The sequence below is a fragment of the Nonomuraea sp. NPDC050227 genome, assembly GCF_044459705.1.
GTDB lineage: Bacteria > Actinomycetota > Actinomycetes > Streptosporangiales > Streptosporangiaceae > Nonomuraea.
Genome location: NZ_JBITJF010000004.1, coordinates 251,739 through 269,311 on the forward strand (window position 1 = coordinate 251,739; position 17,573 = coordinate 269,311).

The 17,573-nt window shown below is 71.2% G+C and carries 13 protein-coding genes; 4 read left to right on the forward strand and 9 right to left on the reverse strand.

Annotated features, from left to right (window positions below; all coding sequences use genetic code 11):
- Positions 1–523 precede the first annotated feature (523 nt).
- A complete protein-coding gene (locus tag ACIBK9_RS18250) occupies positions 524–1,126 on the reverse strand; it encodes a helix-turn-helix domain-containing protein (protein WP_397159422.1) in 603 nt (200 codons plus the stop codon).
- Between the two features lie 73 nt (positions 1,127–1,199).
- On the opposite strand from ACIBK9_RS18250, the gene ACIBK9_RS18255 reads away from it, so the two are divergent.
- On the forward strand, positions 1,200–2,402 hold the full coding sequence (locus ACIBK9_RS18255; RefSeq protein WP_397159424.1) for an MFS transporter: 1,203 nt from the start codon (positions 1,200–1,202) through the stop codon (positions 2,400–2,402).
- 409 nt (positions 2,403–2,811) lie between these two features.
- Complete coding sequence (locus ACIBK9_RS18260) at positions 2,812–3,252, forward strand: SRPBCC family protein (RefSeq protein WP_397159426.1); 441 nt, start codon at positions 2,812–2,814, stop codon at positions 3,250–3,252.
- Positions 3,253–3,431: 179 nt separating this feature from the next.
- Here the strand turns inward: ACIBK9_RS18260 and ACIBK9_RS18265 are convergent, their stop codons facing one another.
- Positions 3,432–3,902 (reverse strand): hypothetical protein, encoded by a 471-nt coding sequence (locus ACIBK9_RS18265; protein ID WP_397159428.1) that lies wholly within the window; start codon positions 3,900–3,902, stop codon positions 3,432–3,434.
- Positions 3,903–5,183: 1,281 nt separating this feature from the next.
- Between ACIBK9_RS18265 and ACIBK9_RS18270 the strand changes: the two genes are divergently transcribed.
- Entirely contained in the window at positions 5,184–5,444 is a 261-nt protein-coding gene (locus ACIBK9_RS18270) for a hypothetical protein (protein WP_397159430.1), read from the forward strand.
- Positions 5,445–5,514: 70 nt separating this feature from the next.
- On the opposite strand, the gene ACIBK9_RS18275 is transcribed toward ACIBK9_RS18270, so the two are convergent.
- Entirely contained in the window at positions 5,515–7,230 is a 1,716-nt protein-coding gene (locus ACIBK9_RS18275; RefSeq protein WP_397159432.1) for a right-handed parallel beta-helix repeat-containing protein, read from the reverse strand.
- Positions 7,231–7,293: 63 nt separating this feature from the next.
- Here ACIBK9_RS18275 and ACIBK9_RS18280 point away from each other — a divergent pair, with 63 nt between their 5' ends.
- The gene (locus tag ACIBK9_RS18280) at positions 7,294–8,205 is read left to right on the forward strand and encodes a TetR/AcrR family transcriptional regulator (RefSeq protein WP_397159434.1); all 912 of its coding nucleotides are present in this window, start codon (positions 7,294–7,296) and stop codon (positions 8,203–8,205) included.
- A 330-nt stretch (positions 8,206–8,535) separates the two neighbouring features.
- Here the strand turns inward: ACIBK9_RS18280 and ACIBK9_RS18285 are convergent, their stop codons facing one another.
- The 6 genes from ACIBK9_RS18285 to ACIBK9_RS18310 form a co-directional block, all read right to left on the reverse strand.
- Positions 8,536–10,584, reverse strand: a complete 2,049-nt coding sequence (locus ACIBK9_RS18285; protein ID WP_397159436.1) for a serine hydrolase domain-containing protein — start codon at positions 10,582–10,584, stop codon at positions 8,536–8,538.
- Positions 10,585–10,706: 122 nt separating this feature from the next.
- Positions 10,707–10,955, reverse strand: coding sequence for a hypothetical protein (locus ACIBK9_RS18290; RefSeq protein WP_397159438.1), 249 nt, complete (start codon positions 10,953–10,955; stop codon positions 10,707–10,709).
- The gene (locus tag ACIBK9_RS18295; RefSeq protein WP_358296223.1) at positions 10,952–11,284 is read right to left on the reverse strand and encodes a winged helix-turn-helix domain-containing protein; all 333 of its coding nucleotides are present in this window, start codon (positions 11,282–11,284) and stop codon (positions 10,952–10,954) included. Before ACIBK9_RS18295 ends, ACIBK9_RS18290 begins: the two co-directional genes overlap by 4 nt.
- A gap of 246 nt (positions 11,285–11,530) precedes the next feature.
- A complete protein-coding gene (locus tag ACIBK9_RS18300; protein ID WP_397159440.1) occupies positions 11,531–12,559 on the reverse strand; it encodes a CU044_5270 family protein in 1,029 nt (342 codons plus the stop codon).
- The gene (locus ACIBK9_RS18305) at positions 12,556–13,146 is read right to left on the reverse strand and encodes an RNA polymerase sigma factor (RefSeq protein ID WP_397159442.1); all 591 of its coding nucleotides are present in this window, start codon (positions 13,144–13,146) and stop codon (positions 12,556–12,558) included. The genes ACIBK9_RS18300 and ACIBK9_RS18305 overlap by 4 nt, the downstream gene beginning before the upstream one ends.
- Before the next feature lie 170 nt (positions 13,147–13,316).
- Positions 13,317–17,465, reverse strand: coding sequence for an AAA family ATPase (locus ACIBK9_RS18310; protein WP_397159444.1), 4,149 nt, complete (start codon positions 17,463–17,465; stop codon positions 13,317–13,319).
- Positions 17,466–17,573 lie beyond the last annotated feature (108 nt).

Consider the following 17,573-nt stretch of genomic DNA (forward strand, 5'->3'; position numbering starts at 1 on the left):
TCGCCGTAGCGTCGGCGCACTGCGCAGGCCGGCCCTCGCGACATCGGGAGGGGCGATGAGCGATCCCATCTGCTCCATGTGTCAACGGCCGTACGACCCCGAGTTCATGACAGGGCTGCCCTGCCGCGTCTTCAGCCATGAAGACGTCGTGACTCCGGGCTGCCCGGCACAGCAGCGCATGATGGCGGAGCTGAGTGAACAGGCCCGCAGTACCCCGCCGGCGGGGGGATGCCTCATGCTCATCCTGGCGCTACCCCTGCTGTTGATGCTGAGGTGGGCCTCGGGCCGCTCGGCGGGACGGGCACGTACGAGGTGAGCCGGCCGGGCAGCGCTCTCTACGGGCAGGCCACCGACGTTTCCCCGGCCCGGCCGGGTGGCCTGACGGGTGGACGCCGTCGGCCCATCCGGCCGATGGGGAGGAGGCCTCGTATCGTGGCTGGCCGGTGCTGACAGGCCGGTCATCGTCGCCGGTACTTTGCAGGTCGTTGTGACGGATCGGAGCGCCGTGGGGCGGAGCCGCCCGTCAGGCCGTCGAATCACCCGGGGACAGACTCGCGTAGCGAGGGTCTCGGGCGCCGGCATAGACCACGACCATCGTGAAGTGGGCCGGCTCCGGGCCTTGGCTGCTGTAGGCGTGCGGGCGGTCGCCTCGCATACGGAGCGCGTCTCCCGCGGCGAGTTGGAAGAGCGCTCCGCCGACGGTGACCGCGACGCTGCCCGAGTGGAGCTGCAACAGTTCCCGGGTGCCGGGCGGATGCGCGGGCGTGGAGATCTTGTCACCGGCAGGCAGCCGGAACTCCCAGAGCTCGGTGAAAGGCGGCTGGCTGTCGTTGATCAGGAGCCTGGCGCGGCCTTCGGAGCGAACCACGGCGTCGGCGGCACGGGAAACGCGGCCAAGCTCCTCCGGGGGCTCCACCAACTCGCCGATCGAAACACCCAGCGTGGCGCTGATCCGGGCGAGCGTCGCGATGCTGGGGTTGGTGCGCATGGTCTCGATCTGCTGGAGCATGCCGCGGCTGACGCCGGACCGGGTGGCCAGCTCTTCCAACCGCCAGCCTCGGGCTTGACGTGCAGCGCGCAGGTTTGCGGCGAGGGTGTGGCCTACGGCCTCGGCGGGATCGTTCATGGCGCAATGCTGCCCCAGGGTGCAAAATAGTGCGACTATGACACAAGATACTGGTCGTACCGAGCGTCGAGCGGTGCGGCGGCTGCTCGGCGCCAGCTTCGTGGACTTCCTTGGCTCGGGGCTCTTCCTGGCCTTCTCGGCCGTCTACTTCACCGGCGTGGTGGGGCTCGCCGCAGGCCAAGTCGGGCTCGGCATGAGCATCGCGGGCGCCGCGGCCATAGCCGCCGCGATACCGCTGGGCCGGGCGGCCGACCGTTACGGCGTCCGGCGGGCACTGGTGCTGGTGCATGCCTTACGCGCTGCCGGAACCGCCGCCTACGCCTTCGTCGGTGACTGGTGGGGGTACCTCGTAGTCGTCACGATCATCACGGTCGCCGACCAGATCGCGACTGCGCTGACCCAGGCGTACGTGGCAGAGATCGTCGAAGGGAACAGCCGGGTAAAGGTGCTGGCCTCGTATCGGACGGTGATCAATCTGGCGATCAGCGTCGGCGGTCCACTCGGCGGGCTGCTGGCCGGCACCGGACTCTTCCGGACCATCATCCTGGCCAACGCGGCGGCCTATCTTCTGGTCACCGCGGCCTTCGCCACCCTGCCCCAACCGGTTCGGGCCGAAGAGCCCGCCCCGGTCCGGCGGGGCTTGGGCGTGCTGCGCGACCTGCGGCTGCTCTCGCTGGCTGGTGTGGATGGCGTACTGCAGCTTTGGCAGCCGATCCTCAACCTCGCCTTTCCGCTGTGGCTCGCCCAGGCGACCACATTGCCGGACGGCTTACTCGGGGCGCTGTACGCCATCAACACCGTCCTCGCGCTCGTCTTCCAAGCTCTCATTGCACGCCACATCACAAGCCTCAGAGCTGCCCGGCGATGTCAGCCCGTCGCTGCGGCATTCGCTGCCGCCGCCTGTCTGTTGTTCTGGTACGCGGCCCAGTCGATACCTCTTGCACTCTTCTGTGCTGCGCTGGTGATGCTGACCGCGGCGGAACTGATCGCTGTCCCCGCGGCCTGGACGTTGTCGTACGCCTTCGCTCCGGATGACCAGAGAGGCGAGTACCTGGCGGCGTTCGGCATGGGTCGCGCGGTCAGTCGCTACGTTGTCGGTCCCATCTTGATCACCGGCATGCTCCAACTGGCCGGTGGTTGGACCTGGGGCGTCCTGGCGCTGCTCTTCGTCGCCGCAGGCATCATCGCCCCCCTGACCATCAGGAACGCAGACGCAACGCGGTCGGCCCTTGGCCTGCCCTGTGGAAATGACGGCGGCCGCGATTTCCGGGGGTGAGGTCGAAGCACTGGTAGGGGATTGCGCGCGGCGGTGACGCTGGTGCAGTGGTTCACCTCGGGCGCGGTCACCAAGGCGCGATCCGGGGTGTCGGTGGGACTCGTGTCACCAGGCCCAACCGAGCAAGATCTATCGGGCGAGCCCGAAGGAGATGTCGCGCACAACGACCTGCGGAAACACCGACGTCCGCAAGTCTCCGCCGGACCTGTCCCACGATGTTCGAGCCTGGAAGCTCGCCTGCGCGGCCCGTTCCGGCCGTCCTCCGGTGGCACTCCGACCTGCCGGAACGCGAACGCGTGCACCTGATGATCCAAGCCTTACCGACACCCCGGATTGCGCCACCCGCCACCCCGCCGACCTGCCGGAACGCCGCGAACCGCGGCAGAACCGCCGGCAGTATCGTGGCGGGATGATCGAGCTTCGAGAGGGCGGTGTAATCGACTGCTCCGCCGCGCGGGTGTGGGCGGTGGTCGCCGACTACGCGCAGGACCCGCGGTGGCGGAAGGGCGTCGAGACGATGGCGCCGTCGCCCGAGGGACTCGTGCGGGTGGGGACGACCACCGCCGAGGTCATGCGGTTCGCCGGCAAGACCTATCGCAACCGCGGCGAGGTCGTGGCCGTGGAGCCGGGGCGGTCGTTCGCGTGGCGGACCACCTCGGGGATCGTCGCCGAGGGCGGCAGGCTCGTCGAACCGCTCGGTGAGGAACGGTGCCGCTTCACCTTCCACGTGCGCGTCACCCCGCGCACCGGCTCCGAGCGGGTGCTGGAGCCGGTGCTCAGGTGGTTGCTGCGGCGCTCGATCCGTGCGGACGTCCGCCGGCTGGCCGTGGGGTTCGGCCGCGCTGCTTGAGGGCGCCGTCCACGGGTTCTACGCCGAAGCCCCGGACGGCGTTCCTGAGCAGCACTGCCCTGGCCGCAGTGGCCTCCCCCGAGGCCACCCGCCGGACCAAGCGCCCCATCGCCCCAGTCTCGTTAGGGATCTGGCCCGTGTGGCGTTCACGAACACCGCGCGCGCCCGGCAAGGGGCGTTCAGGAGTGGACGGCGCGGATCTCCGTCACGGTGAACGCGTCGACGATGTGCCGGTTCTGCACCAGGAACCCCACCACTCCCGCCACCGCCTCCACGCCCAGAGCGGCTGTCACCCGTGCGCTCAGAAGGTAGACCAGGGGCGTCGACGGCTGGGTCAGCGTAAGCCCGCGGTCGTGGCGGTGCACGTCCTGCAACGCCCTGATGGGGATCGGCCGCTCGGTGGTGAACCACGCCGCGACCTCCCATTGCGGATGTGCCGGATCGGCGTCGGCACAGGCGTGGTAGCAGGCGACGCAGCCATGGCCGGCATGCCGCCCATGCGGACAGGTCCATTGGGCGATCTCGGCCGGGCTCTGGTCGTGGGCGCTCAGGACGGCCGCTTCGGTGACGCGGCGGCGCGCCGGCCGCGGCCGGTCCTCCGGCGGAGAGTCAAAGTCGCTGCTGATGATCGGATCCCTTCCCGGCTGCATCCCAACACGTCGGAGCCTAGCGGCGGCGGCTGGACTTCCTGGAAAGGCGGTTCCATGACGGCGTCGAATCGCCGTCGTCGTCCGCGTAGGAGCCGCCCATCTTCATCGAGCGGCTTCCGCTGCAGGAGCGCGCACGGGTGCGGTCGTCATGCGCGAGGGGGCGCGGCGGGCGCAGGCCGTGCTCGTCGCCATGAACGCCGTCTCGACCCTGCCGGCGGCGGCGCAGCTCGGCGTGACGCCTGCCTCGCTCGTGCTCGGCGCGGCCCCGGGGAGTCACCCTTGCCCAGCCGCTGGCCGTCATGCGCGCCCGCCGCGCCCAGCGCGGCTGGTGCGTTCCGGGTTTGCAGGTCAGTTCACCAGGGCGCGATCAGGAGCTTCCTGGATGATGCGGTCGGCGGTCTCCTCAGGAGCAAGGGCTGCGGTGTCGAACCACCAGCCGGCATCGCCGAGCTGGGAGGAGAGTGGCGAAGAAGTCCGGCTGCTCGCGGCTGGGGATCACCCAGTCGATCACGGGCGTGAAGCCGGCGTCGGAAAAGTCGTTCGCCGGCATGCACAGATCACGGTTGCACAGCTCGACTTGCCGCGCTGTCTCGTCGCGGGCTCGCCAAGGGCCCCCACACGCCCGCTGACGATCAGCCTGCTGAGGAATCGCCGTAAAGCCGGGCGGCGCACTGCAGGCGCTCAACGATGTCAGCGCGCCTGGTGATCGACGATCGCTTTTCAAATCGCGCACCGCATGGCCCGACAGTTGCCTGGCGGAGAATGAGGTGATCGGGTGCGGAGGAGCTAGATGACGATGAGTAGTGGCAGGGTGTCTGGTCCATCTCGATTAGGTCTTCGTGGGCTGCTCGGACTGGTGACGGCAGGGATGGTGGGGTGCGGCGCGGTTGTGAACTGTGGGCCTTGCCCTGGGAGTCGTGTGCAGCTATTCGCAGATGCTGCGATCGCCGCAACGGGCTACACGTATGAGCTGTGTCCGGAACGCGGTCCGTGTACGAGAGCGCGGTGGGTGGAGCCTGAGTTCATCACGGGCACCCCGACGCGTGGCGCTGACGGCGGTTCTCAGGTCCCTATCTTCGGTGTCGCTCTTCCTGGGGATGCGACCGATTATTCGCGGATGAGGGTGTCGGTGCGCCTGCTGAATGTCGCCGGCCGGGTTATCGGTCGCGGGCAGGCCACCTTTCCGGCTTACATTCCGATGAGGCGGGAGGGGTGTCAATGCTACGACGCATTCGTGGAGGTCTTCATCACGCCCTCCGCGCCAGACGGTGATCGGCGTTCGTGGTCGGGTCACCCTGGCAGAGCAGACTGACATTTCCGCTGCGGGTCGTCTCCGGCGGTGAAGTGCCGCAACTGTGGGCTGAGCCCGGAAGTGTTGCCGCCAAGTACACCGTCAAGCACGACGGCGGCACCGCGGACGTGGTCGTCGACCAGACCGACAACGCCGGAACCTGGGTCGACCTCGGCTCCTGCACCTTCACCGCCGGCACCGCCCAGAGCATCACCCTCACCGACGCCGCCAACGGCCCCCTGATGCCTTGAGCCCGGCCCAGAGATGTCATGGGGGTCGGTGGCGGGCCGTCCTGGTTCTACCGGAACATGTCTCCGTTCGTCAGAGGGTGCGGCGCGGGCCCGCCTGGGCGCGGATGGCGGTGGTCGCGGCGTTCAGTTCCTGCTCGTCCTTGATGGTGCGGTTCTCCTCGTACGTGACCCCGGGTGGCGGGGCGTCGTGGCCGAGTGGGTCGGCGTCCCAGAAGTTGCCCCGGTAGACGACGTTCTCCAGCGGCGGGCCCACGTGCAGCACCGCCGTGTTGTCGGCGCGCGCGACGACGTTCTCCTCCACCCGCACCCAGGACGCGCCGTAGTCGGTGTAGAGCCCGAAGTTGTACGGCGTGCGGGTGTCCTCGATGACGTTGCCCAGCACCAGCGCCCCGTCGTCATGGGAACCGCCCTGCGGCCCCGACACGTACACGCCGCCGCCGTCGGCCAGCACCTGCATGGTGTCGACGGTCCGGTTGCGTACGATCCGGGTGTCCTCGCCGGGCCCGGCGGTGATCCCGCAGTGCGGCACGTCCCTGACCTCGTTGTGCGCGACGACGCACCCGGACGTCCCCATCACCGCGATCCCCGGCGATCCCGGATATTCGAGCCCGACGCCGCGCACCAGGTTGTCCTCGATCACCGTGCCCCGGCTGCCCGTCACCACGACGGCCCCCGCCGAGAGCGTGTCGAAGTCACAGCCGCGCACGACGTGCCCCTCGCCGCCGGACACCCCCAGCCCGGACGCCCCCAGCCTGGTGAACCGGCACCCCTCGATCACCACGTCCGAGCAGTCCTCGAACGTGACGCAGGCGGGAATCGTCACGGAAGCCGTGGGATACGTCACGGACGCCCCCTCGCCCAGCTCCGCCACGCCGACGCCGCCGCCCTCGTAGAAGCCGCTGCCGTGGTAGTGCACGAAGCCCTCGGGGCGGCTCGGGCGCAACCAGGTCGCCTCGGCGAACGTCAGCCCGCGGAAGGTCACCCGCCGCGCGCCGGACCCGCGTACCAGGGTCTCCAGCGCCGGGGCGACCACCCGCGTACGGGCCGGGTCCTCGCCGGGACGGGGCAGGTAGCGCAGCACGTGGTGGCCCGGCCGTGAGCGGTCGAGCACGAACGTGCCCGGCTCGCGCAGGAAGCTCGGGTCGTTCTCGATCCTGGTGGGCAGGCCGGGACCGGCGGAGGTGGTGCCCTCCCAGGTGGAGTTGTACAGCTCGGCGGCCCACCCGAAGGCGGGCGTCGCCATGGTGATCACGGTCCGGTCGCCGTCCTGGGCGACGTCCGCGACGGGCAGGCGGCCCTCGGTCCACGGGTACACGCCGCGGTGGACGAACTCCACGTCGCGCGGGCTGGTCCAGGCCAGCGGCGCGGCGCTGTCGGTGACGTAGCCGGTGGCGGTCGCGGCCGGGGACGAACCGGGCAGCCCCTCGATCCCGGCCCGGGCGGCGCGGCGGCCGTCCACGTAGAGCTGGCGGGTCTCCAGGTCGCCGACGTCGGCCAGCCAGACGCCGTCGCGCACCTGCCAGCCGGTGATCGTCCGGCCACCGCTCAGCACGACGTCCTCCTGGTCGGGGGTGCCGTGGCCGTACGCCTGGTAGGCGGTGCCCGAGTCGGCCTCGGTGAGCTCCAGAGGCTCGCCCAGCACGTGGACGCCGCGCCTGAGATGGACGACGGACTCCCCGCCGGACTCCCTGGCGGCCTCCCGGGCGCGTTCGAGGGTGGCGAAGGGGCGTTCGAGGGAGCCGGGCCAGGAGTCGTCCCCGCCGGGGGCGGCATGGAAGTGGAACACAGGTTTCCCCTTTGCTGTTTATGGCGTACACGGAGTAATACACCATAAACGAGGGAGGTGCCAATGGCGCGAGGTGTGGCGGGGGACCCGGACCACAGGGTCGAGCTGCTGTGGCGGGACGCGGAACGGGAGCCGCGGCCCGGCCTCAGCCTGGGCCGGATCGTGCGGGCCGCGGTCGAGCTGGCCGACGCCGAGGGCCTGGAAGGGTTGTCGATGCGCAAGGTCGCCGACCGGCTGGGCTTCACGACCATGTCCCTCTATCGCCACGTACCCGGCCGCGACCAGCTCGTGGACCTGATGCGCGACGAGGTGCTGGGCGAAGCCCTCGTCACCGCTTCGGACACAGCTCTGGACGCCGGCCCGGATGCCGGCCCGGACGCCGCCTCGGACGCCGATGGCGGTTGGCGGGGGCGGCTGGAGGAGGCGGCCCGGCGGGCGTGGGACCTCCGCATGCGGCACCCGTGGCTGGCCGAGGTGCGCGGCTCCCGCCACCTGCCGGGCCCGAACGCGGTCGCCCACTACGACCACATGCTCGGCGCGCTGACCGGCACCGCGCTGCGGCCGTCCGAGGTGGTCGCGGTGGTCGGCCTGCTCGGCCGGTTCGTGGACGCCGAGGCGCTGCTCGTGGCCGAGACCCGGCGCGAGGAAAGCCGCAGCGGCGTGTCCGAGCAGGAGTGGTGGGGTGCCCGCGACTCCCTGTACGAACGCCTCGACCGCTTTCCCGCCCTCTCGCGCCTGTGGGAGACGGGCGGCTGGGACGCCCCGGAGGACTCCTTCACGTTCGGCCTGCGCCGCCTCCTGGACGGCGTCGAGGTGCTGATCCGAGAGCGTGTCGAAAGCCGTGACGAAAGCCGTGATGAAAAATGCCCCGAGTGTGGCACACCACTGGAAACCGCCCCCTCGGGCCGCCCTCGCGTCTACTGCTCGCGGGCCTGCCAGCAACGCGCCTACCGCAAGCGCAGGTCGGCCGACTGACCCAACCCGGCGGGCCTGTGCGGTGCTCGAACGCGAATACCGTTGCTGAACTGGGCGTTCGTAGAGCGATCAGGCCGCTCCGCGGTACTCGGCGATCAGTCCTGTGACGGTCCTCCGGCGGTGGATCGGGGAGGTCATGTCGATCACCTGGCTGGGGGTGCGCAAGGGGTGAGGAGGGAGTGGCCTTGATGCGGGCGATGCTGGTTGAAATGGCGCCCGTATTCGGTCAGGACCTTGCGCAGGTGCCGCCCGCCTGGATGAGCGGTAGTCGCGGCACTCGCGCCGTAGCGTTCCTGCGAACCGTTCGGGCGGCGGAGTCGCCGGAGGCTCTCAGCCGATCAGGTTGTAGGCGGCGGCCACACTCAGGTAGGCGAGCGCGGCGAGGACCACGACGGTGCAGTGAACCCGCCCGGCCAGGGTCCACCAGCCCTTGACCCAGGCCAGCCCGGCGGTGACCAGCGTCACCCCGGCCCCGGCCGCGGCCAGGACGGGCAGCGTGGTGATGGTCGTGAACAACGGGCTGCCGCCCAGGAAGAACTCGGCCTGGTTGGCGTCGAAGTCGGCGAACATCGCCACGAGCGAACCGGCGGAGGCCGTGACGAGCACCGCCGTGATCCACGCGGGCAGCCCGGCCAGGCGTGGCCCGCGAACCGGCCGCCGCCGCGCCGTCCGCCCGCCTCCGGCGGCAACCCCGAAAGCACCCGCGACTGCGGATCCATCCTCGGACCCACTGGACCCGCCGGACCTGCCGGACCCGGTGGACCCGCCGGACCCGCCGGAGCCGGTGGGCCTGCGGCGGCGCCGCGCGAGGCGTACGGCGTGCGCGAGGGGTCCGCCCACAGCCGACAGCAGCAGCACGGTCAGGCTCACGCCGAGCACGCCGAGATGAAAGGTGGGCGACTGGTACCAGGCCAGGCGCTCCAGCGGCCCCGCCGGGTTCTCCGTGGCCAGCAGGCCGTCAGGCCGGAACTGGATGGTGCGGTAGCCGTTCTTCTCGCGGAACAAAGCGGGGGCGATCTGCGTCCACTGGCGGCTCTCGGTGGGGCCGAGCGCGACCGCGCCGGTGGTGGTCAGGAGTCCGTCGCCTGCCGCGCTGACCGTCACGGTGCTGGTGAGCGAGCTGAGCTTGCCCAGGTCGGTCATGTCGGCGGCCAGGGCCGTACGGTAGGTGCCGGCGTACTGGGCGACGTCGGGCAGCGGCCCCGGCGTGCCGTCCGCCGGGGCGGGGGCCGGGGCGAAGCGGTCGGCGAAGGCGTTGACCAGGGACCAGGCGGAGTCGGGGCCGCCCTTGCCGATGCCGTTGTAGGAGGCGTAGACGCCGATGCCCCGGTGGGGGATCAGCGCCATGATCGCGAAGTAGCCGGGAATGTTGCCCCGGTGCACCAGCAGGCGCCGGCCGTTCCTGGTGTACTCCTGGAAGCCGTACCCCATGCCGGCGGTGCCCTCGGCGTTGCCGAAGTGGCGGCTCTGCATGAGCCGCACGCTGTCCGGCCTGAGTATCCCCCCGCCGCCGGTCAGCTGGGCCAGCATGAACGCGGCCATGTCGGTGGCGGTGGAGCGGAAGCCGGCTCCGTGCGGCGGCATGTGCCCGTATTTGGCCCCTTCCGCCCGGACCTGGTGGCCGTCCTGGAGACGGTAACCGGGGGCCAGCGCCTGGGCGACGGGGCCGGGCTCGGGCTGGGCCATGCTGGAGTGCGTCATGCCGAGCGGGCGGAAGATGTTCTCCTGCACGTACTGGTGGAAGGGCAGGCCCGAGCGCACCTCGACCAGGTAGCCGGCCAGGCCCATCCCGTAGTTGGAGTAGACGGCCCTGGTGCCGGGCGGCCGGATCCGGGGCGGCTGGTGGTCGGCGAGGTGGGCGCCGAGCGGGTGCACATCACGGGCGGTGGCCGCGCCGGTGCCGAAGTCACCGCCGGCGAACCCGGCGGTGTGGGTCAGCAGGTTCGCCATGGTGACCGGCCGGCCCGGGTAGGCGTCGTCGATCTTGAACGTGGTGAGGTACTGGTTGACGTCGGCGTTCAGGTCGATCCGGCCCCGTTCGACGAGCTGCATGACGGCGGTGGCGGTGATCAGCTTGGCCACCGACGCGGGGGCGAAGACCGTGCGCTCGGCGTCCACGGGACGGCCGGTCTCCACCTCGGCGACGCCGTACCCCTGGGCGAAGACCTGACGGCCGCCCGCCACGACGGCGATCGCCGCCCCGGGGATGTGGTGCTCCTTGAGCTGGCGGGGCACGTAGGCGTCGGCGAACTGCCGTGCCGACCGTGCCGGATCGGCCGCCGTCGCGGCGGCGGGGGCGCTCACTGCCAGCAGCGGCGCGGCGACTGCCAGCGAGCACATGAGGGCACGCCAGCGGGATGATTTGCGTTCGAGCAGCATGAGCTGCTCTCCTTTCTGTGGGAGCACGTACGCGTCAAAGGCACGCCGTCACGGCGTGGTCGTGCGGTTCCGCCGTCCGGGGGTGAGTTGCCGCTCGCCCCCGGACCTGTGTCACAGGGTCGTCAGTCGACGCTGAGCAGGATCCTCTCCATCGCCGCGACCTTCTCCGTCAGCTCGCCCATCCTGGCCTGCACCTCACCCTGCCGCTGCACGGCCTGCTCGGCCAGTTCGCGATATCTGGCCATCTCGGCCGTCAGCACGTCGGTGCGGTGCCGTTCGAACCGGAAGTAGAACGCCATGCAGGCCGTGATCGCGCCGAACAGAATCAGCACGACCACGATGGGGATCACGATGGAACCGATGTCGATCACTGCGGGGTCTCCTGCACCTGATGGGGTCCTTCCTCGTCGTCCGCGCGCAGAGCCGCGAGGACGGTGTCGATCGTCAGGGTGAGTTCGAAGGGCAGCAGCTCGATGTACTTCATCGCCTTGCCGTCGGCCGACAGCTCCAGCCGCCCTTCGATCAGCCCCGCCTTCTCCAGCCGCTCCAGATGCATGTAGAGCAGCGCACGGGACACCTTGATCCGGCGGGCCAGCTCGCTGACGTGGATTCGGCCGTCGGCGAGCTCGGCGAGGATCTGCAACCTGAGTGGATGCCCGACCGCGCCGAGCAGGCGGAGCAACTCTTCGCTGGTCGGCATGTCGTCCTTGGAGAGGGTCTGTCTTGCACCTGTTAGTTCAGTCTTACAGGTGCAAGTGTACGCGTCAAACCCGGGACGCTGAGGTCGGCCACGTCGTGGGGTTCCGGGCGCGGCGGGCGAGTCCGAGGCGCACATGACGATGGGCGCGGCCTGGTGGCCGCGCCCATCGTGAGGCTCGCGTCGTGGTCAAGCGGCGTGATCACGCCTCGCCGCGTCGGGACGTGGATCGCCTTACTTAGGGCCTTCCTACGGCTGGTCTCCGGCCTTCTCGACGACCTTGGCCGTCATCCGTGCGCTCCACACCAGAGGAGTGCCCGCCTTGACCGTGCGGGTCGCGCCGCCAGGAAGGTCGAAGGTGCGATCGGCAACGCTCTCGCCGTACGTCCCCAAGAACTGGTAGTCCTGCGCGCTCACGATGATCTCGAAGCGTTCCCAGGTTCCCGTGTACGCGAACGCGACCCCGTGGCGGCCTGCCGCGTCGATCGCGTCCTGCTTGACCGCGACCCCCTGGATCATGGGCAGCGCCCGGAACAACGCGGCCCGCACGTCGGCGACCAGCGGCTGCTCGCCCAGCAACTGGGAGATCGTCCGGAAGATCCGCTGCTGCCTGGTCGCGTCGGCGTCGTCGAACTCCGTCACGGGAGTCGCGTCGACGCTCGCCCCGATCCTGGCGATCATCTCCTCGGGTGTGACCGGCGCCTCGGCCAGGTCCGCGCCCGTGACGCCGGGGCCGTACTCCTCCGTGACGAGCTTGCCGCGTCCGTCGTCCAGCGCCAGTTGCTTGCCGTCCAGGCTGTGCCACGTCTCAAGAGTCATGCGCCGGTCGCGATCCACCTCGGGCTCCGGCTCCTTGCGGAGCGGAGCGATCGTCTGCTTCACGTACAGCCAGCGGCCCGGCGACGGCGTGATCTCGTACGGGTCGGTCTCGGCGCTCCTGGCCGCCTTGTCGCCCAGTTCCCGGACGCTGGCGACGGGGGCGGTGGCAGGCCGTTCACTGCCGCGTACCGTGATGATGCCCGCACCGACGGCCAGCGCGACCGACGCGGCCAGCGCCAGACGCCAGGCCAGGCGCGGCCCACGCCGCCTCGGCGGGCGCCTCGGTGTGGGCATCGGTGTGGGCATCGGTGTGGGCCTCGGTGCGGACATTGGCGTGGGCATCGTCGGCGTGGGGGCCGGTTCGCGCATGGCCTCCAGCAGCCGGGTGCGCGCCGCCTCTTTCGCCTCGCCGGTGATCGCCGGGGTGGCATCGAGGAACCGTCCGAATTCGTCCATCATGCGTCCTCTCTCATGTGGCTGACGGTGCCGAGGGCGGCCCGCGCCTGTTTGCGGGCCCGGTGCAGGCGCGAGCGCACGGTCCCGATCGGGATGCCGAGCGCTCGCGCCACCTCGTCGTAGGCCAGGTCTCCCAACGCCACCAGCAACAGCACGTCGCGATCACCGCTGGCCAGGCCCGTCAGCGCCCCCGCCAACCGGCGGTCCTCGGCCTGCGCGGCCACGCGCCCGATCACCGCGTCGGCCATGGACTCAGGCGGCGGCTCCGCGCCGGAACGCGCCAGCGCCCGCAGGAACCGCTCCTCGTCGCGGCGCTGCCTCGCGATGAGGTTGGTCGCGATGCCGTACAGCCACGGTCTGGCCAGCGGCTGCGCGTGATCGTAGGAGGCGCGGGAGCGGAAGGCGGCCAGGAACGTCTCCGCCACGATGTCGTCGGCGGCCTGCACGCCCAACCGCCGTGCGACATAGCGATGGATCTGCTCGACATGCCGGTCGAACACCCCGGCGAACTGCTCCGGGTCGTCGATCGACCGGCGGATGAGCTCGGCGTCGTCCGCCTCGACCATCTCCTCCGTTGGGGTTCGTGTCATGCCTGCTGTTTCCCGACGGGACGGATCGAGTTCTCGACGGTCACGGCGTGAACGCGCCCGGGGCCTGCGGGCAACAACAGGCCGGCGATCTTCCCGTGCCCGAGAGGCTCACGATGACCTTGCGCAACGCGCTCATGGCCGCCCTGTCGGCGGGGGCGTGCTCGCGCCCTTCAGGGGGCGCAGGCCAGGGTCTCCGGGGGCGTGGTCGTCGGCAGGTTACGACGCCACTCCTCCTGCGTCAGTGACCGTCCGGCCACCTCGCACACCGCCGCCAGTGGATCCTCGGGGAACGCGACGGCCCACCGTCGTACGGTTCCGTCGGCGCTCGCGCCGGCCAGCGTGGTGCCGTCCGGGCTGAACGCCAGTGATGTGACGTCCGCTCGGGGTCCGGCGAGCGGGTTGCCGAGGGGACGGCGGGTGGCCACGTCCCAGAGCCGGATCTCGCCGTCGCGGCCTCCGGTGGCGATGACGCGTCCGTCGGGGCTGAACGCGGCGGCCCCGGCGCCGCCGAGGCCGTGGGCCTGCCAGGCGTCGCCGATCGGCTGCCGGGTCGCCACGTCCCACACGCGGATGACGGCGTGCTTCTCGTCGGCGGAGATCCCCAGTGTGACCGCGCGGCGGCCGGCCCGGTCGATCTCCACCCACTCGGTCGAGTCCTCGACGAACCGGGTCGAGGAGCCGGTGCCGACGTCCCAGAACCGCAGGGTCAGGTCCACTCCGACCGAGGCCAGCAGCTTGCCGTCGGGGGTGAACGCCATGTGGGCGACGCCGTCGACGGGGCCGGTCACCACGGTGTCGTCGGGATCGTAGCTTTGCGGGCCGGCTCCGTGGCCGGTCATGACGGGGCCGACGGGCTTGCCGGTGGCGAGGTTCCAGACCTGGATGTCGTTCTCGACGGCGATCGCGGCCAGACGCCAGTCCGGGCTGAACGCGACTCGTCCGTCCGCCAGGGGCAGCGGCGTGCCGGTCGGACGGCCGGTCGCGCGGTCCTTGAGCGTCAGCTTCCCGCCGGTCACGGTGGCGACGGTACGGCCGTCGGGGGACAGGGCGATCGCGCCGGGCGGCAGGGCCTGGAGCCGGCCGGTGGCGAGGTCCCGCAGCCGCAGGCCGCCTTCCGTCGCCATCGCCAGGGCCCGCCCGTCGGGGGTGAAGGAGACGGTGGCGGAGTCACCGGCCTGGACGGCGGGGCCGAGCTCGGTCATGGCCTTGGCGTTCCAGAGCCGCGCCGTCGCGTCGCCGCCGACGGTGGCGAGGAGGGTGTCGCCCGCCGCGAAGCGCACGGCATGGATGTCGCCGGTGTGGCCGGTGACGGTCGTGCCGACGCGGCGGCGGGTGGTGAGGTCCCAGTACTGGATGTTCCGCCTGCCGCTGATCACGGCCAGGGTGCCGCGGTCGTCGCTGAGGGCCAGCCCGTCGATCGGGCCGGTACGGATCGGCGCGCCGGCGGGCCGGAGGGTGGCGGCGTTCCAGAGCCGGACCTCGTCGCCGGTCGAGGTGACCAGGAGGTCGCCGGACACGTCGGCATGCGTCACCGTTCCGGGGATCGGCGATGATGCCCGCCCGGTGGATCTGTCCCAGACTCGTAGCCTGTCGTTGACCACCGCGCTCAACGTCCGGCCGTCCGGCCCGAACATCATCGCGTCGACGGGCCCTCCCGTCTGGATCTGCCGTCCGTCCGGGCGGTCCGCGTTCCAGAACGTGACGCGTCCGCCCGTCGTGGCGGCGGCGAGAGTACGGCCGTCAGGGGCGAACGCGATCGAGGAGATCCGGCCGGTGTGGTCGCCGGTGTCGGCGACCGGCTGGATCGGGGCCGCGAGCGGCCTGCCGGAAGCCGCGTCCCACAGTCGTACGGTGTGGTCCTGCCCGTAGGTGGCCAGCGTCTTCCCGTCGGGACTGAATCGCAGGTGATGGACGGCGCCGGTGTGCCCGGTCGGGATCGTCAGGATCGGCCGGCGGGTGCGGGTGTCCAGCAGCTTGATGACGCCGCCCGTCTCGATCGTGGCGAGCCTGGTGCCGTCGGGGCTGAAGGCGGCCACGTCCGCGCTCGGCAGCACCGCGCGTGCCGTGGTGGCCAGGAAGTCGATCATGCCCTGCCGGCTCTCGTCGCCGGGCGCGATCCGGAAGGAGGTGGCCGACAGCAGGCCGGCCAGGAACGGGTCGTCCTGCCGCACCGAGCGGCTCCGGAAATCGACGGCCGCCGACATCGCGCGCCGGTCGCGTGCCGCGGCCTCCTGGACGGAGTTCGCCGCCAGCAATCCCGCCACGGTCACCGCCGCCACCGCCGCGGTTCCGAACGCGAGCCGGACAACCCGGCGCCGGCGCAGCGACGCCGTGGAGGCTTCCAGGAAGCGTGCGGCCACCGGCTCGACCGCCGGGTAGCGGTCGTCGCCCGCCCAGCGGTCCAGGACGAGCCTGACCTCCTTGAGCTGGCGCGCCGGGTACAGCAGCTCGGCGCGTCTTCCGTGCTGCTCCCAGTCCTCGGCCTGCTGCTGCATCCTGGCGACGAGCAGGCGCCCCGGCCGGTCGCCCTCCAGCCACCCGCCCAGCCGGGGCCAGGCGTCCAGGAGCACGTCGTGGGAGATCTCGGCGGCCTTCTCGCCGAGGACGACCAGACGCATCGCGGCGAAGGCGTGCAGGACCGCGCGGCCGTCGTCGTCCACCTGGTCGAGCGGCAGCGTCCTGCGGGCGTGCCCGTCGGGCACCACCTGGGTCAGCCGGAGGAAGAGCCGGCGCGCCACCTCCTGCCGGTGCGGCGACAGATCCCCGTAGACCTCCTCGGCGGCCTTGCGCACGGCCTGTTCGATCCGTCCCGCGCGGTCGTAGCCTCGCAGGGTGAGGCGGTCGCCCTCGCGCTTGCGCCAGGTCATGAGCATGGCCTGGGAGAGCAGCGGGAGCACGCCCATGTCCTTGGGCCGCGCCCTGAGCTCGTCCATGAGCACCTGGACCAGCGCGCTCTCCACCTTCAGTCCGGCCTTCTCCGCCGGACCGACCACGGCCTGCAGACGCCCGGAATCGCTCATGGGCCCGAGCGTGGTCGACCGGCTGTCCTGGGCGGCGCGCAGCAGGTCGTGCTCGGCGCACCGTCCCCAGAAGTCGGCGCGCACCCCGAGGATGACCACGGCCGCCGGAGCGTCGTCAGGGCCGACCGGCTCCTCGCTGATTGCGCGCAGGACCTCCAGGAACGCCTTGGCCTCGCCCGCTGAACGGACAAGCGTGAAAATCTCCTCGAACTGGTCGACGATGAGGATCAGGCGGCCCGGCGGACGGTCTTCCGCGTGCCGTACGAGGAGTTCGTGGACGACCTCGTGCGCGCGGTGCGGCTGCTGCTCCAGCGCGGGGCACTCGAAGCCGAAGGCGGTGCCCAGCCGGGCCTTCAACTGGGCGAGCGGGGCCCGGGTCGGATTCATGATCGTACGTGGCCACCGCGCGGCCTCGGGCAGGCCGGGCAGGCCGGAGGACAGGCTGGGCAGCACCCCGGCGTGCAGCAGCGACGTCTTGCCCGCACCCGAGGCCCCCGCCAGCAGGTGCAGCCCCGGCCCCCGCACCCTGGCTGCCATCGCCTCGCGCAGCAGCTTCGTCTCCTCCTCCCGCCCGTAGAAGAACGGCCGGTTCAGCACCCCGTACGGCCTGAGCCCCATGTACGGGCACCCGGCGAGCGGGACGTCCGCCTGCGGCTCGGGCTCGGTCCTCCAGCGCAGCCAGTGCACATCACGAGCGAGCTCCGACACGCGGTCGAGGCGGTCCTCCTGCCGCTGGAGCGCCATGTTCTGCTCCTGTACGGCGGCCTCGATCCTGCGTACCGTCTCGTTCAGCTCCAGCTGCAGGAACGCCAGCTCGGAGAAGCTCGAACCGAGCAGGTCCAGCGTCTCCGCGGCCTCGGCCCAGCCGGACGACTCGGCGATGATCTCGGTGGCGCCGACGCCGCGCAGGAGCCTGGCCAGCTCGCGGCTCAGGGCGGCGGCACGCTCGTCGTCGGCTTCCAGCAGCGTGCGGAGTTCGGCGAGCAGTTCGCTCTCGGCGAGCTCCCTGCTGGGCGAGCGCATCCTGTCGGCGAGGCGGACGATCAGCTCGCTGAGGATGTTCGTGCCCAGGCCACCCGTCGACGAGATCAGCTCCGGGACGGCCTGACCGGTCGCCACGCTCACGATGACGGGCGCGGCGGTGGCGGCGGCGAGCATGCCCAGCATCGCGTTCGCGCTCCAGCGCTTGACCCGGCCCGGTGGCCGGCTCTTGGCAGGGCCGGACATCCAGCGCCGGAAGCCCTGGCGCATCTCCGTACGCAGGTCGTCCGGCAAGCCGTGGTCGTCGGCAGGTGCCATCGATCCCCTCCTCCGAGATGATCAACGGTACGCGTCCTGATCAGGTTCCTGTGCGAGAGTATGCGCTGTGGCAGGGGACGGGGACGCCTTTCGAGCACAATGATCGCT

Bases quoted from the DNA above. Each gene is read 5' to 3' on its own strand.
- ACIBK9_RS18285 (WP_397159436.1), bottom strand. From the start codon at position 10,584: ATGCTGCTCGAACGCAAATCATCCCGCTGGCGTGCCCTCATGTGCTCG.
- ACIBK9_RS18300 (WP_397159440.1), bottom strand. From the start codon at position 12,559: ATGATGGACGAATTCGGACGGTTCCTCGATGCCACCCCGGCGATCACC.
- ACIBK9_RS18280 (WP_397159434.1), top strand. From the start codon at position 7,294: ATGGCGCGAGGTGTGGCGGGGGACCCGGACCACAGGGTCGAGCTGCTG.
- ACIBK9_RS18305 (WP_397159442.1), bottom strand. From the start codon at position 13,146: ATGACACGAACCCCAACGGAGGAGATGGTCGAGGCGGACGACGCCGAG.
- ACIBK9_RS18260 (WP_397159426.1), top strand. From the start codon at position 2,812: ATGATCGAGCTTCGAGAGGGCGGTGTAATCGACTGCTCCGCCGCGCGG.
- ACIBK9_RS18295 (WP_358296223.1), bottom strand. From the start codon at position 11,284: ATGCCGACCAGCGAAGAGTTGCTCCGCCTGCTCGGCGCGGTCGGGCAT.
- ACIBK9_RS18310 (WP_397159444.1), bottom strand. From the start codon at position 17,465: ATGGCACCTGCCGACGACCACGGCTTGCCGGACGACCTGCGTACGGAG.
- ACIBK9_RS18265 (WP_397159428.1), bottom strand. From the start codon at position 3,902: ATGCAGCCGGGAAGGGATCCGATCATCAGCAGCGACTTTGACTCTCCG.
- ACIBK9_RS18250 (WP_397159422.1), bottom strand. From the start codon at position 1,126: ATGAACGATCCCGCCGAGGCCGTAGGCCACACCCTCGCCGCAAACCTG.